The sequence below is a fragment of the Streptomyces sp. CA-250714 genome (genome assembly GCF_050936705.1).
Taxonomy (GTDB): Bacteria; Actinomycetota; Actinomycetes; order Streptomycetales; family Streptomycetaceae; genus Streptomyces.
The window spans coordinates 2,465,402-2,480,589 of sequence record NZ_JBNJMI010000001.1; the positions used below are offsets into that span (position 1 = coordinate 2,465,402).

The 15,188-nt window shown below is 71.5% G+C and carries 12 protein-coding genes; 3 read left to right on the plus strand and 9 right to left on the minus strand.

All coding sequences use genetic code 11. From position 1 onward, the window contains the following. Positions 1 to 8: 8 nt before the first annotated feature. The 5 genes from ACQEU8_RS10740 to ACQEU8_RS10760 all read right to left on the minus strand — a co-directional run bounded on the left by ACQEU8_RS10740 (position 9) and on the right by ACQEU8_RS10760 (position 7,691). Positions 9 to 2,300 (minus strand): putative bifunctional diguanylate cyclase/phosphodiesterase, encoded by a 2,292-nt coding sequence (locus ACQEU8_RS10740; RefSeq protein WP_433099253.1) that lies wholly within the window; start codon positions 2,298 to 2,300, stop codon positions 9 to 11. 294 nt (positions 2,301 to 2,594) lie between these two features. Then, positions 2,595 to 4,832, minus strand: coding sequence for an NAD-dependent DNA ligase LigA (gene ligA, locus ACQEU8_RS10745; protein WP_433099255.1), 2,238 nt, complete (start codon positions 4,830 to 4,832; stop codon positions 2,595 to 2,597). Positions 4,833 to 4,846: 14 nt separating this feature from the next. Further along, positions 4,847 to 5,920 (minus strand): methionine synthase, encoded by a 1,074-nt coding sequence (locus tag ACQEU8_RS10750; RefSeq protein WP_433099257.1) that lies wholly within the window; start codon positions 5,918 to 5,920, stop codon positions 4,847 to 4,849. 4 nt (positions 5,921 to 5,924) lie between these two features. After that, on the minus strand, positions 5,925 to 6,614 hold the full coding sequence (locus ACQEU8_RS10755; RefSeq protein WP_433099259.1) for an SDR family oxidoreductase: 690 nt from the start codon (positions 6,612 to 6,614) through the stop codon (positions 5,925 to 5,927). Between the two features lie 54 nt (positions 6,615 to 6,668). Further along, positions 6,669 to 7,691: a rod shape-determining protein gene (locus ACQEU8_RS10760; RefSeq protein ID WP_433099261.1), complete on the minus strand. Its 1,023-nt coding sequence runs from the start codon at positions 7,689 to 7,691 to the stop codon at positions 6,669 to 6,671. A 448-nt stretch (positions 7,692 to 8,139) separates the two neighbouring features. Between ACQEU8_RS10760 and ACQEU8_RS10765 the strand changes: the two genes are divergently transcribed. Further along, a complete protein-coding gene (locus ACQEU8_RS10765; RefSeq protein ID WP_433099263.1) occupies positions 8,140 to 9,723 on the plus strand; it encodes a methyltransferase domain-containing protein in 1,584 nt (527 codons plus the stop codon). 130 nt (positions 9,724 to 9,853) lie between these two features. Further along, entirely contained in the window at positions 9,854 to 10,378 is a 525-nt protein-coding gene (locus ACQEU8_RS10770) for a TIGR00730 family Rossman fold protein (RefSeq protein WP_433102301.1), read from the plus strand. Positions 10,379 to 10,415: 37 nt separating this feature from the next. Here ACQEU8_RS10770 and mnmA read toward each other — a convergent pair whose 3' ends face one another. Continuing rightward, positions 10,416 to 11,558, minus strand: coding sequence for a tRNA 2-thiouridine(34) synthase MnmA (mnmA, locus tag ACQEU8_RS10775; RefSeq protein ID WP_433099265.1), 1,143 nt, complete (start codon positions 11,556 to 11,558; stop codon positions 10,416 to 10,418). Between the two features lie 55 nt (positions 11,559 to 11,613). Here mnmA and ACQEU8_RS10780 point away from each other — a divergent pair, with 55 nt between their 5' ends. Continuing rightward, positions 11,614 to 12,402 carry an N-acetylmuramoyl-L-alanine amidase gene (locus ACQEU8_RS10780; protein WP_433099267.1) on the plus strand — a complete coding sequence of 263 codons (789 nt, stop codon included), beginning with the start codon at positions 11,614 to 11,616 and terminating at the stop codon, positions 12,400 to 12,402. Between the two features lie 84 nt (positions 12,403 to 12,486). Here ACQEU8_RS10780 and ACQEU8_RS10785 read toward each other — a convergent pair whose 3' ends face one another. The 3 genes from ACQEU8_RS10785 to ACQEU8_RS10795 form a co-directional block, all read right to left on the minus strand. After that, the gene (locus tag ACQEU8_RS10785; RefSeq protein ID WP_433099269.1) at positions 12,487 to 13,674 is read right to left on the minus strand and encodes a cysteine desulfurase family protein; all 1,188 of its coding nucleotides are present in this window, start codon (positions 13,672 to 13,674) and stop codon (positions 12,487 to 12,489) included. 82 nt (positions 13,675 to 13,756) lie between these two features. Beyond that, on the minus strand, positions 13,757 to 14,233 hold the full coding sequence (locus ACQEU8_RS10790) for a Dps family protein (protein WP_433099271.1): 477 nt from the start codon (positions 14,231 to 14,233) through the stop codon (positions 13,757 to 13,759). 87 nt (positions 14,234 to 14,320) lie between these two features. Then, positions 14,321 to 15,172, minus strand: coding sequence for a thioesterase family protein (locus ACQEU8_RS10795; RefSeq protein WP_433099273.1), 852 nt, complete (start codon positions 15,170 to 15,172; stop codon positions 14,321 to 14,323). Between the last annotated feature and the right edge of the window lie 16 nt (positions 15,173 to 15,188).

Sequence of the window (15,188 nt, forward strand, 5' to 3'; positions counted from 1 at the left end):
CCCGGGCGTTACGGGGTCCGCGCAGGCGGGGACGGCACGGAATGGGATGCCGGGACCTCCCTGGCCCGCAGCCAGGCGGTGGTTTCGCCTGGCGGCATGGCGGCGGCTACCAGCCAGCCCTGGACCGCGTCGCATCCGAGATCCCGCAGCCGTTCCCATGTCTCGTCGTCCTCGACGCCCTCCGCGACGACCAGCAACCCCAGCGAGTGCGCCAGATCGACGGTGCATCGCACGATCTCCGCGTCCTCGGTGTCCACCGCGAGCCGCGCCACGAACGAGCGGTCGATCTTCAGCTCGCTCACCGGCAGCCGCCGTAGATGGACCAGCGAGGAGTAGCCCGTCCCGAAGTCGTCCAGCGACATCTTCACGCCGTGCCCGGTCAGCCCCGCCAGGGTGTCGGCGGCCTGCTGCGGGTCCTCCAGCAGCACATGCTCGGTGATCTCCAACTGGAGCGCGCCCGGCGGCACCCCGTGCCGGGCGAGCCGGGCGGCGACAGCGCCCGCGAAGCCCGGCGAGTGGACGTCGCGCGGCGAGACGTTGACGGCGACCGGCACCGTCAGCCCGCCCGAGCGCCAGGTCGCCACCTGGGCGAGTGCCGTCTCCAGCACGTACTCCGTCAGCCGGGGCATCAGCCCGGAGGTCTCGGCGATGGCGATGAACTCGTCCGGGGGCACCCGGCCCCGCTCGGGGTGCGCCCACCGCACCAGCGCTTCGAGCCCGGAGACGGTGCCGTCGAAGCCGACCTTCGGCTGGTAGTGCAGTTCGACCTCGCAGGCGTCCAGCGCGCGCCGCAGATCGGCGAGGAGGCCGAGCCGGTCGGGGGTGTTGCCGTCCCGGGTGGCCTCGTAGACCTCGACGGCCGTGCGGTCGCGCTTGGCCTCGTACATCGCCACATCGGCGCGGCGCAGCAGTCCCTCGGCCTCGGTGGCGTGTTCGGGGAAGACGGCGACACCGGCGCTGGCCTCCAGCACCAGCGTCAGCCCGTCCAGGTCGAGGGGGGAGCTGAGCGCGGAGACCAGGCTGCGCGCGATGCGCTGGGCGCTGGTGGTGGAGTCGGCGACGGGCAGCAGCACGGCGAACTCGTCCCCGCCGAGCCGGGCCGCCTCGGCACCGCGCGGCAGCGCGGCACGCAGCCGTTCGGCGATCTGCAACAGCAGCCGGTCGCCCGCGAGATGGCCGAGGGTGTCGTTGACGGAACGGAACCGGTCCAGGTCGATGAGGACCAGCGCGGAGCGCGCCGAGGTGCGTTCGGCCTCGTCCAGCGCGGCCCAGGCACGCTCCAGCAGCCACAGCCGGTTGGGCAGCCCGGTCAGCGGGTCGCGCAGCTGCTCCTCGGCGCGGGCCCGGGCGATCCGCAGCGTGGAGTCGAGCGCGATCAGCGGAACGGCGAACAGCGGGAGCAGCGGCGGCTTGTGGACGGCCACCACGACGATGAGCGGCGCGATGCCCAGCAGCGCGACGGCGACGAGCCCCTGCCGTACCAGTCCGGTACGCAGCGCCGACGGCAGCCCGCGGGTGCGCGGCGCGAAACAGAACCACTGGAGTGCCCGCGTGACCAGCAAATACACGGCAGCCACCAGAGGGATCTCCACCGCGGCCCACAGCGGCCAGTCGTCCGGCCGCCATGGGAACTCCACCGAGGGGTGCACCCCGCACAGCGTGAGAGCGAGACCGGCGACGCCGATGCCGAGGATGTCGATGGCGCCGTGCACGAACGCCTGCCGCCACTTGGTCCGCCGCGCCGCACCGACCAGGACGACGACGGCGAGGCTGACCAGCAGCGCGGGCACCCAGCCGTGCAGCAGCAGGATCGCGAGGGTCAGCGCGGGACCCGAACCCGTGCCGCCCCACCAGCGGTCCCGGCTCATGGTGACCAGATGCGCCACCACACAGCCGGTGAGCACCGCGAACGCCCAGCCGGCCACACCGCCCGGAAAGATCGCATGCCCCTGCCACACCGCCCGCCCGACACCCCCGGCCAGCGCCAACGCGGCGGCGGCCACGGCCAGTACGGGCAGCAGCGGCGGACGCAGCGCGAGCAGCCGCTGGAGCCACGGCACTTCCTCGCCACCGCCGATCCCGCCACCGGACCCGCCGCTGATCCCGCCACCGGAACCGCCGCCGCCCGTACCGCCGTCGGGCCCTGCGCCGCCGCCCGCGCCGCCGCGCGCACCCGCGCCCCTGCTCGCCGTCCCGCCCCCGGACCTGCCCGCCCCGGCGTTTCGCCCCGCCCCACCCCGGGTGCCGTCCGAGGGCAGGCGGGAGAACGGGGGCCTGGATCCCCCGGAGAAATCCAGCATCCTGGTCCCTCTCGCAGCCGTCCACGCCTGCCCCTCGCCACGACAGGCGTCTATGTCAACAGTAGGCCGCTGCCTGGGGAGAGGGGCAGCGATCGGCCGCTGTTGCCCTGAATGCGTCTACGCCGATCGTGCCCAACTCCGGCCCGCCGTACGGCTGCTGGACGCCGACAGCCGGGGCAGGGGCACGTGAGCGGCGGGGCGCGGGTGGCTGGATGTGGCCTGTGCGTGAACGGCGGTGCGGGGCAGATCCGTTGGGGATTGTCCCGGACTCACCCCTGGTGGCCCGCTCCGCCGTCAGGCGCCCGCTTCCTCCCCTTCCTCAGGGACCAGTGCCGCCTCCCGGGCGGCCTCGGGTCCCTCGGCCAACAGGACGGCGAAGCCGTCGTCGTCCAGAATCGGCACCTTCGCCTGCACCGCCTTGTCGTATTTCGAGCCAGGGTTCTCCCCCACAATGACGAAGTCGGTCTTCTTCGACACCGATCCGGTGACCTTGGCGCCCTGCTCCTGGAGCGCCGCCTTGGCGCCGTCCCGGGTGTAGGAGGCGAGGGTGCCGGTGACTACCGTCGTCAGGCCCGCCAGCGGGCGCGGCCCCTCCTCGCCGGTGGACTCCTCCTCCATCCGGACTCCGGCGGCTCTCCACCGCTCCACGATCTCGCGGTGCCAGTCCTCGGCGAACCACGCCTTGAGGGAGGCGGCGATCGTCGGCCCCACGCCCTCGGTGGCGGCCAGCTCCTCCTCCGCGGCCTCGGCGATCCGCTCCAGCGAGCGGAACTCGCGGGCCAGCGCCTCGGCGGCGACCGGGCCGACGTGCCGGATGGACAGGCCGGTGATGATCCGGGCGAGCGGGCGGCTCTTGGCCGCCTGGATGTTCTCCAGCATCGCCAGCGTGTTCTTCCGCGGCTCGCCCTTCTGGTTGGCGAAGAGGGTGACGGTCTTCTCCTCGCCCGTCTTGGGGTCGCGCTTGGGCAGTCCGGAATCCGGGTCGACGACATACGCCACGATCGGCAGCAGGTCCTCGACGGTCAGATCGAACAGCCCGCCCTCGTCGCGCAGCGGCGGCTCCTCGGGCTCCAGCGGCTGGGTCAGCGCGCTGGCGACGACATAGCCGAAGTGCTCGATGTCCAGCGCCTTGCGGCCCGCCAGGTAGAACAGCCGCTCGCGCAACTGGGCCGGGCAGGAGCGGGCGTTGGGGCAGCGCAGATCGACATCGCCCTCCTTCATGGGCTGGAGCGGCGAGCCGCACTCGGGACACTCGGCGGGCATCACGAACTCCCGCTCGCTGCCGTCCCGCAGATCGGCGACCGGGCCCAGGATCTCCGGGATGACATCGCCCGCCTTGCGCAGTACGACGGTGTCCCCGATGAGCACGCCCTTGGCCTTGACGACGTCCTGGTTGTGCAGGGTGGCGAACTCGACCTCGGAGCCCGCGACCGTGATCGGCTCCACCACCGCGTACGGCGTCACCCGGCCGGTGCGGCCCACGCCGACGCGGATGTCGACCAGCTTGGTGTTGACCTCCTCCGGCGCGTACTTCCACGCGATGGCCCAGCGCGGCGCCCGCGAGGTGGCGCCGAGCCGGCCCTGGAGGCGGATCTCGTCCAGCTTGACGACGACGCCGTCGATCTCGTGCTCCACCGAGTGCCGGTGCTCGCCGAAGTGGGCGATGAACTCGCGTACGCCCTCCAGCCCGTCCACCACCTTGACGTGCTCGGAGGTGGGCAGGCCCCATTCGCGCAGCAGGCGGTAGACGTTCGAGAGGCGGGCGAAGTCCTCCTTGGCGAAGCCCTCCAGGGCCCCGATGCCGTGCACCACCATGTGCAGCGGGCGGGTGGCCGTCACCCGCGGGTCCTTCTGGCGGAGCGAGCCGGCCGCCGCGTTGCGCGGGTTGGCGAACGGTTTCTCGCCCGCCTCCACCAGCCGGGCGTTCAGCTCCTGGAAGCGCTCCATGGGGAAGAACACCTCGCCGCGCACCTCGACCAGCTCCGGCAGCCGCTCGCCGGACAGCCGCTCGGGGATGTCGGCGATGGTGCGGATGTTGGGGGTGATGTCCTCACCGGTGCGGCCGTCGCCACGGGTCGCCGCGCGGGTCAGCCGTCCGTGCTCGTAGGTGAGGTTCACCGCGAGGCCGTCGACCTTGAGCTCGCACAGGAAGTGGTAGTCCACCCCCTCCAGCTCGCGGGCCACCCGGTCCGCCCACTCGCCCAGCTCGGCGTCGTCGAAGGCGTTGTCCAGCGAGAGCATCCGCTCCCGGTGTGCGACCTCCGTGAACTCCGTCTCATAGCGCCCGGCGACCTTCTGGGTCGGGGAGTCGGGGGTGCGCAGGGAGGGGTACTCCTCCTCCATCGCCTCCAGCTCGCGCAGCAGCCGGTCGAACTCGGCGTCGCTGACGACCGGGGCGTCCTTCACGTAGTACCGGAAGCGGTGCTCCTCGATCTGCTCCGCGAGGCGCTGGTGCTCCTCCCGCTTCGCTGCGGGGACCGCAACGTCCTGCCGCGTCTCCGCGGGAAGCGTCCCGTCCTGTTCGCCGGCCACCGTTGGTCCTCCCGTCACTGAGGGTTGTCAGCGAGTGCTCGTGCCGCCCGGGCGCAGTGGGCGAGTGCCCTCCGCGCGTACGCGGGCGAGGCTCCCGCGAGCCCGCATGTGGGGGTGACCACGACGGACTCGGTCAGCAGACCCGGAGACAGCCCGAGCCTGCGCCACAACGACCTGACACCCCCGACGCTACCGGCAGGGTCTGACAATGCCCCGCTCTCCGGCTCGCTGGCCGGTACGACACCCGCGAAGAGCGTGCTGCCGGCTTCCACGGCCTCACCCACCGCCTCGTCGTCACGCTCGGTGAGCAGCGAGAAGTCCAGGGAGATGCCGTCGGCACCTGCCCCGCGCAGCAGCCCGAGGGGCACGTCCGGAGCGCACGAGTGCACGACGGTGGGCCCGTCGTGGACCGCGAGCAGTTCGCGGAGCGTCGATTCGGCCACCGCCCGGTCCACGGCCGGATGGGTGCGGTAGCCGCTGGCCGTCCGCACGCTCCCGCGCAGTACGGCGGTGAGGGACGGCTCGTCCAGTTGCAGAACGACCACGGCGCCCGGCACCCTGCGGCGTACGTCCGCCAGATGCCCGGCCAGCCCCTCGGCGAGCGAGGCGGCCAGGTCGCGGACGGCGCCGTGGTCGCCCAGCATGGCCTCGCCGTTGCGCCGCTCCAGGCCGGCGGCCAGCGTCCAGGGGCCGACGACCGAGACCTTGATCCCGCGCGGGCGTTCCCCCTCGCCGTACCCCTGGGTGAACTCCTCCAGGGCGTCGAGGTCTTCGCCGAGCCAGGCGCGGGCCCGTCGGGTGTCCCGGCCCGGCCGGTCGCTGATCCGCCATCCGCTGGGTTCGAGATGGACGTACAGTTCGGCCAGCAGCCCCGCGGTGCGGCCCAGCATGTCCGCGCCCGGGCCCCTGGCGGGGAGCTCCGGGAGATGGGCCAGATGCTCCGGCGCCTCGAAGGCGCCGGTCACCGTCCTGGCCGCCTCCCTGGCGTCCGTGCCGGGCATCGATCCGATGCCGGTGGCCGCCGCGGGGCCCCACGGGCGGCGCGTGCTCTCCGGCTGCCTGCTGTCCTGTTGTGGGCTCTCACTCATCGGGTCAGCCCCCGGGCCGCACGCTCAGGTCGGTGACCTCGGCGCCCCTGGGCAGGTCCAGGGCCGTCAGCACGGTGGTCGCCACCGCCTCGGCGGGGATCCACTTGCCGGGGTCGTACTCCTTGCCCTCCTGGCGGTGCACCTTCTCCTGCATCGGGGTGGCGGTGCGGCCCGGGTAGACGGAGGTGACGCGTACGCCGCTGCCGCCCTCCTCGCCGCGCAGCGCGTCCGCCAGCGCCTTGAGGCCGTGCTTGCTGGCCGCGTACGCGCCCCACTCGGGGTTGGCGCGCAGGCCGGCGCCCGAGTTGACGAAGACGACATGGCCACGGGAGCGGCGCAGCTGCGGCAGCAGCAGCCGGGTCAGCTCGGCGGGTGCCACCAGGTTGGCGGCGAGGGTGGCCTGCCACAGCTTGGGGGTGGTCTCGCCCACCGTGCCCAGTTCGACGACACCGGCGATGTGCAACAGCGAGTCGACGTCCTCGGGGAGCTGCTGGTGCTCGAACGCCCAGGAGAGCCGGTCGGGTTCGGCCAGATCACCGACCAGCGTGTGCGCGCCGTCGAACCGGCGCGCGAGTTCCTTGGCGCGGCCCGCGTCCCGGGCCAGCAGATAGAGCGTGTCGCCGCGGTCCTGGAGGCGGCGCGCCACCTCGGCCCCGATCCCGGAGCCCGCGCCTGTGATCACGTGTGTTGCCATGCCCCCATGATCCCGCACCGGTCCTGTCCACCGGCCGAGCGGGCTCGGGCGGCGTCACGCCGCGAAGATCGACTCCAGCTTGTCGTACTCCTCCAGGCAGCGGCCGGTGCCCAGGGCCACACAGCCCAGCGGCTCGTCGGCCACCGTCACCGGCATGCCCGTCTCCTTCATCAGCCGCTCGTCCAGGCCGTGCAGCAGTGCGCCGCCGCCGGTCAGCACGATGCCGCGCTCCATGATGTCGCCGTACAGCTCCGGCGGGCACTCCTCGAAGGCCGCCTGCACGGCCGCCACGATGGAGCGCACCGGACGTTCCACGGCCTCGACGATCTCCTCGGGCGACAGCTGGACGACCTTGGGCATTCCGGTGTGCTTGTCGCGGCCGCGTACGGGGACGAACTCACCGCTGCCGAGGGACATCTTGATCTCCTCGGAGGTCCGCTCCCCCACGGCGATGGTGTACTCCCGTTCGATCCAGGAGGCGATGGCGGCGTCCAGCGCGTCGCCTGCCACCCGCGCCGAGCGGGAGACGACCATGCCGCCCAGCGAGATGATGGCGATCTCCGTACTGCCGCCGCCGATGTCCACGACCATCGAGCCGCGTGCCTCGTGCACCGGCAGCCCGGCACCGATCGCTGCCGCTATGGGCTCCTCGATCAGCCGTACCGAGCGGGCGCCTGCCCGGCTGGCGGTCTGCACCACCGCGCGCCGTTCGACACCGGTGACGCCGCTGGGTACACACACCACGACGCGGGGCGACCTGCCGCGGCCCTTGCCGTCGCGGGCCGCGCGGATGAAGTACCGCAACATGCCCTCCGTGGCCTCGAAGTCCGTGATCACGCCGCCCTTGAGGGGACGGGTGGCGGTGATGGAGCCGGGTGTGCGGCCCACGGCCTGCCGGGCCTGGGCGCCGACCGCGAGCACCTTGCCGGTGTTCGTGTCGATCGCCACGACGGAGGGTTCGTCCAGGACCACGCCGCGACCGCGTTCGTACACCAGCGTGTTGGCCGTGCCGAGGTCTATGCCGATGTCGCGGCCGCGGAACGAGGGTGAGAGGGCGGAGTGGGTGCGCTTAGCCATGTGTACTCGCCATGTTCGGTGCGGTGTTGTGCGGTGTTGTACGAGCTTGTGACGAGCTCGTGAGGGCTGGCACGAGTCGTGCCGAATTGTGGTGCTGCCAGCCGCAGCATACCCAACTGTCCTGTTTGCTGCGGCAGGTGGGCCCCACCGGCCCGCCGACAATCTGGATTCGGAAAGGCGCTGGTCGGAGCGCGTTTTCCGGACAATCGCAAGCGTGCTCGGGAGAGTTGGTGGCATAGATCTCCGGGGGGTGGATAGCTATGCACCGGAGACCACGCGCGGTTCACCGAGCCCGAAGCCTGGTGCGTCCTCGGAGACCGCGCCATGGGCCACCGTCTCTACCACTGGAGGTTTCGTCATTTCCGCGCGACCGGCTCAGGAATTCGGAGACAACCCCGTCGAGGTCCGGGAAACCGGACACTACACAGAGGAATACGTCCCCAGCTTCGTGGAGAAGTGGGATTCTCTCATAGATTGGGAGAAGCGAGCGGAGAGCGAGGGAAATTTCTTCATCGACCTGCTGCGAAAGCGGGGCGTAAGGAGCGTACTCGACGTCGCGACAGGGACCGGGTTCCATTCCGTACGGCTGTTGGAAGCCGGCTTCGAAACCGTGAGCGCGGACGGCAGTGCCGATATGCTCGCGATGGCGTTCGAGAACGGAATGAAGAACGGCGACCACATCCTGCGGGTCGTACAGGCCGACTGGCGGTGGCTCAACCGGGACGTTCACGGTGAGTACGACGCCATCGTGTGCCTCGGCAACTCCTTCACGCATCTGTTCTCGGAACGCGACCGGCGCAAGGCGCTGGCCGAGTTCTACGCGATGCTGAAGCACGACGGAATCCTCATCCTGGATCAGCGCAACTACGACGCGATTCTGGATCGTGGCTACTCCAGCAAGCACACGTACTACTACTGCGGCGAAGACGTCGCGGTCGAGCCGGAATACGTGGACGAGGGGCTGTGCCGCATGCGGTACCGCTTCCCGGACAGCTCGGTGTACCACCTCAACATGTTTCCGCTCCGCAAGGACTACACGCGGCGCCTCATGTCCGAGGTCGGATTCCAGCGCATCGAGACGTACGGCGACTTCCAGCACACCTACCGGGACGAGCAGCCCGACTTCTTCGTGCATGTCGCGGAGAAGGAATACCGGATGGAGGATCAGGAAGAAGGCGGTTACGGCGGCGCCGTGAACACGGCGCGGAGTTATTACAACTCCCCGGACGCGGACGCCTTCTATTCCTCCGTATGGGGCGGCGAAGACATTCACGTCGGCATCTACGCCGACGCGAAGGAGCCCATCGCCGACGCCAGCCGCCGCACCGTCGAACGCATGGCCTCCGGGCTGGACCTCAGCAAGGAATCCCGCGTCCTCGACCTCGGCTCCGGCTTCGGCGGCTCGGCCCGCTACCTCGCCGGCACATTTGGCTGCGCCGTCCAGGCCCTCAACCTCAGCGAGGTGGAGAACCAGCGGCACAAGGAACTCAACGCGGCCCGCGGGCTCACCGACCGGATCGAGGTCGTGGACGGCTCCTTCGAGAGCGTGCCGTTCCCCGACTCCAGCGTGGACGTGGTCTGGTCGCAGGACGCCTTCCTGCACAGCGGGGACCGCATCAGGGTGCTGGAGGAGATCCGGCGGGTCCTCAAACCGGGCGGGCACCTGGTGTTCACCGACCCGATGGCCGCCGACGACACCGACCTCGGCGCCATCCAGCCCATCCTGGACCGCATCCACCTCGACGACATGGGCTCCCCCGGCTTCTACCAGCGTGAGCTCACCCGCCTCGGCTTCACCCCGACCGAGCACGAGGACTCCCGCGAAGGGTTCGAGGACCTGCGGGAGCAACTCGTCATGCACTACGGGCGGGTGCTGGAGGAGACCGAGCGGCAGGAGGCCGAAGGGCTCGCCTCGAAGGTCAGCAGCGACTATCTGAGCCAGATGAAGAAGGGCCTCGCCCACTGGGTCGACGGCGGCCAAAAGCGCCGTCTCACCTGGGGCATCTTCCGCTTCACCCTGACGAAGGGCTGACCCCCGTCCCGTACGCCTGCCCGTCCTCCCCGGCTCCGCGGGCCGGGGAGGACGGGCAGCCCTGGGTAACGGCGGCTTCCGCGGTACGGAACCCGGTCATAGGCTGTGCGCCATGGCCTCCTCCACACCGATGAACATCTGCGTCTTCTGCTCGGCCGCCGACCTCGACAGCGTCTACACCGACGCGGCCCGCGAGTTCGCCGAACTCCTCGGCAAGCGGGGCCACAGTCTGGTGTGGGGCGGTTCGGACTCCGGACTGATGAAGGTCGTGGCCGACGGTGTGCAGGACGCCGGCGGGCGACTGATCGGGATCTCGGTGGAGTTCCTGCGGGACCTCGCGCGGCCGAACGCCGACGAGATGGTCGTCGCCGCCGACCTCGCCGAGCGCAAGGCGCTGATGCTGGACCGCGCGGACGCCATCGTGGTGCTGGTGGGCGGCACCGGCACGCTGGACGAGGCGACCGAGATCCTGGAGCTGCGCAAGCACGGCATGCACTCCAAGCCGGTGGTGCTGCTCAACACCGCGGGCTTCTACGACGGCCTCAAGCAGCAGATGGCCCGAATGGAGGCCGAAGGCTTCCTGCCCATCCCCCTCTCGGACCTGGCCACCTTCGCCGACGACGCCCCCCAGGCACTGGAACTGCTGGGCGCCTGAAACCGCCGCGCCCCGAAACAGGCGAGCGCGCCGGCGCTCACGCAGCCGGAACGGCCCGCTCCGTCCGGTCGATCGTCGCGGAGCCGACCACCCGCGTCCCGTCGTACAGCACGATCGCCTGGCCCGGGGCCACTCCGCGTTCCGGCGCGGCGAACCGCACCCGCAGCTCGCCGTCCACCAGCTCCGCCTCCACCGGCGTCTCGGCACCGTGCGCACGCAGCTGCGCCGTGTACGGGCGGGAGCCGCCCGCCGGGGGCTCACCGCACCAGCGGGGCCGTACGGCGGTCAGCGCGGCGACGTCCAGGGAGGCGGCGGGCCCAACAGTGACCGTGTTGTCGACCGGGGAGATGTCCAGCACATAGCGCGGCTTGCCGTCCGGCGCCGGGTGCCCCAGCCGCAGCCCCTTGCGCTGGCCGATGGTGAAGCCGTACGCGCCGTCGTGGGTGCCCACCTTGGTGCCGGACTCGTCGACGACGTCGCCCTCGGCCCGGCCCAGCCGGGAGGCGAGGAAGCCCTGGGTGTCGCCGTCGGCGATGAAGCAGATGTCATGGCTGTCGGGCTTCTTGGCGACGGCCAGCCCGCGCCGCTCGGCCTCGGCGCGGATCTCGTCCTTGGTGGTGAGGGTGTCGCCCAGCGGGAACATCGCGTGGGCCAGCTGCCGCTCGTCCAGCACCCCGAGCACATAGCTCTGGTCCTTGGCCGCGTCACTCGCCCGGTGCAATTCCCGGTGCCCGTCCTCGCGGGTCACCACAGTGGCGTAATGGCCGGTGCACACGGCGTCGAAGCCCAGCGCGAGGGCCTTGTCCAGCAGCGCGGCGAACTTGATCTTCTCGTTGCAGCGCAGGCAGGGATTGGGCGTACGACCTGCCTCGTATTCCGCGACGAAGTCCTCCACGACGTCCTCGCGGAAGCGTTCCGCCAGGTCCCAGACGTAGAAGGGGATGCCGATGACATCGGCGGCGCGGCGTGCGTCGTTCGAGTCCTCGATGGTGCAACAGCCGCGCGCACCCGTACGGAACGACTTAGGGTTGGCGGACAGAGCCAGATGCACGCCCGTCACGTCGTGTCCGGCCTCGGCGGCGCGGGCAGCCGCGACAGCGGAGTCGACGCCGCCGGACATGGCGGCAAGCACACGCAGTGGGCGCGCGGAGGCTGTTCCCCGCGAGGATGCAGTAGTCATAGCGCCCTCCAGGGTAGACGGAACGACCCGGTGACCCGAACGCGTTAGGGAGCGCATGGGACAGGCGGCGGATCAAGGACGGACGGACGGCCCCGAGGAGCCGGGACCCGGCGACGGCAACCAGGGCCCAGGCGACGGCGCGGGCCGCGACCGGGACGGTGGGCGCCCGGATGACGGCGGTGGGCGCGAGCGCGGTGTCGCCCGGCGCAGACTGCTGATCGCGGGCAGCACGGCGCTGGGCATCGGCGTGCTCGGGGTGGCCACCCACCAGGAGCTCAAGCGCTGGTGGTGGCGGATGCCGGGGAACGACAAGCCCCGGATAGAGGGCGAAGTGGACGACGACCGCGCCCGGTGGGTGGCCGCCGCCGACGGGAACATGCGCCGCGGGGACCGGCCCGCCGACTTCGGCATCGACCGCGTGATCATCCACGTCGCCCAGGGCAGCGCCGCGGCCGCCGTGAAGGTCTTCCGGGACCCGTCGCACCAGGCCGCGGCGCACTACATCGTCTGCCAGGACGGTCAGATCATCCAGATGATCCGCGAGTTGGACGTCGCCTTCCACGCGGCGAACAAGGAGTACAACGAGCGCAGCGTCGGTATCGAGCACGAGGGCTGGATAGACCGTCCGCGGGACTTCACGGACTCCATGTACCGCTCCTCCGCGAAGCTGACGGCCGGGATCTGCGCGCGGTACGGGTTTCCTGCCGACCGGAAGCACATCATCGGTCACAACGAGGTCCCCGGCGCGGACCATACGGACCCGGGCCGGCACTGGGACTGGGACAAGTATTTGCGGATGGTGCGGACGGAGATGAAGGTGGAGAGCACGCTCCGGGACAAGTGACCCCCTCCTCCCCTGCGCTGCGCTTGGGCAGTCTGCGCCAGGGGCGCAGGGTGGGCAAGCGCAGCCCCCGATGCCGGGTACGGGCTAGCTCAGGCCGGCGCTGCGGGCCCGCTCGACTACGGGGCCGATCGCCTTGGCCAGGGCGTCGACGTCCTCCCAGGTGCTGGTGTGGCCCAGCGAGAAGCGGAGGGTGCCCCGGGCCAGCTCGGGCTCGGTGCCGGTGGCCAGCAGTACATGGCTGGGCTGGGCGACGCCCGCCGTGCAGGCTGAGCCCGTCGAACACTCGATCCCCTGCGCGTCCAGGAGCAGCAGCAGCGAGTCGCCCTCGCAGCCGGGGAAGGAGAAGTGCGCGTTGGCCGGGAGCCGTCCGGCCGGGTCGGGGTCGCCGTTGAGCACCGCGTCGGGTACGGCGTCGCGGACGGCTGCCACCAGGGCGTCCCGCAGCGCACCCACCTCGCGGACGAAGTCGGTCCGCCGCTCGACGGACACCCGTGCGGCCGTCGCGAACGCGGCGATTGCGGGGGTGTCGAGAGTGCCGGAGCGTACGTGCCGCTCCTGGCCACCGCCGTGCAGCAGCGGTACGGGCGCGTACTCGCGCCGCAGCAGCAGTGCGCCGACGCCGTAGGGCCCGCCGGTCTTGTGCCCGGTGACGGCCATCGCGGCCAGCCCCGACTCCTCGAAGGAGAGGTCGAGCTGGCCGAACGCCTGCACCGCGTCCGAGTGCAGCGGTACGTCGAACTCGGCGGCCACCTCGGCGAGTTCCGGCACCCGGGTGACGGTGCCGATCTCGTTGTTCGCCCACATCACCGTGGCCAGCGCGACGTCGGCGGGGTCCCGCTCAATGGCCTCGCGCAGCGCCTCGGGGTGCACCCGCCCGTACCCGTCCACCGGCAGCCACTCCAGGCGTGCGCCCTCGTGCTCGGCCAGCCATTCGACGGCGTCCAGGACCGCGTGGTGTTCCACCGGGCCGGCCAGCACCCGGGTACGCCGCGGGTCCTGGTCCCGGCGCGCCCAGTACAGCCCCTTGACGGCGAGGTTGTCCGCCTCGGTGCCGCCCGCGGTGAAGACGACCTCGCTGGGCCGCGCCCCGAGCGAGGCCGCGAGCGACTCCCGGGACTCCTCGACCGTGCGCCGCGCACGCCGCCCCGCGCCGTGCAGCGAGGAGGCGTTGCCGACGACCGCGAGCTGTTCGGTCATCGTCCGCACCGCTTCGGGCCACATGGGCGTGGTGGCGGCGTGGTCGAGGTAGGCGGGGTGGGCGGAGTCAGCCATGGTTCCCCAATCCTACGGTTCCCCATGGGGCGCACGACCGGCGCGTGGCAGCGCACCCGGCCGACGGGCCGCCCGATCCGGCTCAGCCCCGGTTCTCCGCCTGGAACATCCAGTGCTCCTTCTCCAGAACGGCCGTGAGCTGGATGAAGACGTCCTCGGTGACCGGGTCGACGGGGCCGACGGCCTTCATACGTTCGCGGGCCTTGGTGATGACGGCGCCGAGGGCCTCCACCATGAGCCGTACGGCGTCGTTGTCGGGGAGCCAGCCCTCCTTGACGGTGGCGATGGCGCTGCCGCCGGACACGGTGGTGGAGCGGCCGTCGGGGCTGATGCCGAGTGCCGAGGCGCGCTCGGCGACGGTGTCGGAGTACTGGCGGGCGGTGTCGACGACCTCGTCGAGCTGGAGGTGGATGGACCGGAAGCGCGGCCCGACCACGTTCCAGTGGATCTGCTTGGCGACGAGGGAGAGGTCGATGAGGTCCAGCAGCGTGCCTTGCAGCGCCTCGGCGACGGTCTTGAGCTCCGACTCGGGAAGCGTGCTCTTCACTGTGTAGGTCACGGGCGTCGCTTTCTCTCGGACAGTCACTTTCTCCACCAAAGTAAGCGCATGGGGAGAAAGCGGACCTCGGCCACGCCCGTGTCCGTCCTACGCCCGGGCCAGTTGCCGGGACTGCGCGACCAGGCGGTCGGCGGCGTCCCACACCTCGGCGTCCTCCTCCAGGAAGCCACCGGCCAGATTGCGGGTGGTGATGGCGACGCGGAGCGGGCCCGGCGCGGGGCGGGCCCGTATATGAACGGTGAGTTCGACGGTGGGCACCCAGCCGGTGAGGCCCAGGTCGAAGCCGGTGGGCGGCAGCGCGTCCACCGCCATCAGCAGCGAGAGCGGGTCGGGGTCGCGGCCGTCCGCGAGCTCGAGCCAGGCCCGGATCTCGCCGCGCATGCTGGGCGCCCCGAGGGCCCAACCGCAGGTCTCCGGGTCGAGCCGCAGATCGAGCCGGCGCCCCATCTCGGGTACGGCCGCGTCGCCGCCGGGGTGGTCGGTGGCGCGGAAGCACTGGTCACGCGGCGGCATGGCGGGCGGCTTCGCGCTGGTGCGCACCTCGTCGGTCAGCGAGTCCAGATCGCCGTAGGTGGCCAGGACGCGGATGCGTTCGGTCTCCGTCCCGCCGCTGTCCGTCTGGAAGAGCCCGGCGGAGGCGGTGGAGACGGTGCGGCCGGCCCGGGCCACCGAGGTGCGGATGGTGGCGGGGCCCGCCACGGTGGCGGTCAGATAGTGGGCGGTGATGGTGAACGGGTCCGGGTGCGGGAGCGCCTGGCGCAGTGCCCGGCCCAGTACGGCCAGCAGGTAGCCGCCGTTGAGGGCCTTGCCTATCGCCCAGCCCGGGGAGAGCAGCGCCTCGTGGACGCCGGGCTCGCGGGTGCGGACCATGGTGTCGCGGTCGAACTCGCTGCCGCCGGCGGGGGCGGACGGAGTGACCTGGGATGGTGCCTCGGACATGGGAGGAACCGTACAC

What these genes read in the sequence shown, in the direction of transcription:
- ACQEU8_RS10740 (WP_433099253.1), bottom strand. Translation starts at nt 2,300, where the DNA reads ATGCTGGATTTCTCCGGGGGATCCAGGCCCCCGTTCTCCCGCCTGCCC.
- ACQEU8_RS10750 (WP_433099257.1), bottom strand. Translation starts at nt 5,920, where the DNA reads ATGAGTGAGAGCCCACAACAGGACAGCAGGCAGCCGGAGAGCACGCGC.
- ACQEU8_RS10755 (WP_433099259.1), bottom strand. Translation starts at nt 6,614, where the DNA reads ATGGCAACACACGTGATCACAGGCGCGGGCTCCGGGATCGGGGCCGAG.
- ACQEU8_RS10760 (WP_433099261.1), bottom strand. Translation starts at nt 7,691, where the DNA reads ATGGCTAAGCGCACCCACTCCGCCCTCTCACCCTCGTTCCGCGGCCGC.
- ACQEU8_RS10770 (WP_433102301.1), top strand. Translation starts at nt 9,854, where the DNA reads ATGAACATCTGCGTCTTCTGCTCGGCCGCCGACCTCGACAGCGTCTAC.
- mnmA (WP_433099265.1), bottom strand. Translation starts at nt 11,558, where the DNA reads ATGACTACTGCATCCTCGCGGGGAACAGCCTCCGCGCGCCCACTGCGT.
- ACQEU8_RS10780 (WP_433099267.1), top strand. Translation starts at nt 11,614, where the DNA reads ATGGGACAGGCGGCGGATCAAGGACGGACGGACGGCCCCGAGGAGCCG.
- ACQEU8_RS10785 (WP_433099269.1), bottom strand. Translation starts at nt 13,674, where the DNA reads ATGGCTGACTCCGCCCACCCCGCCTACCTCGACCACGCCGCCACCACG.
- ACQEU8_RS10795 (WP_433099273.1), bottom strand. Translation starts at nt 15,172, where the DNA reads ATGTCCGAGGCACCATCCCAGGTCACTCCGTCCGCCCCCGCCGGCGGC.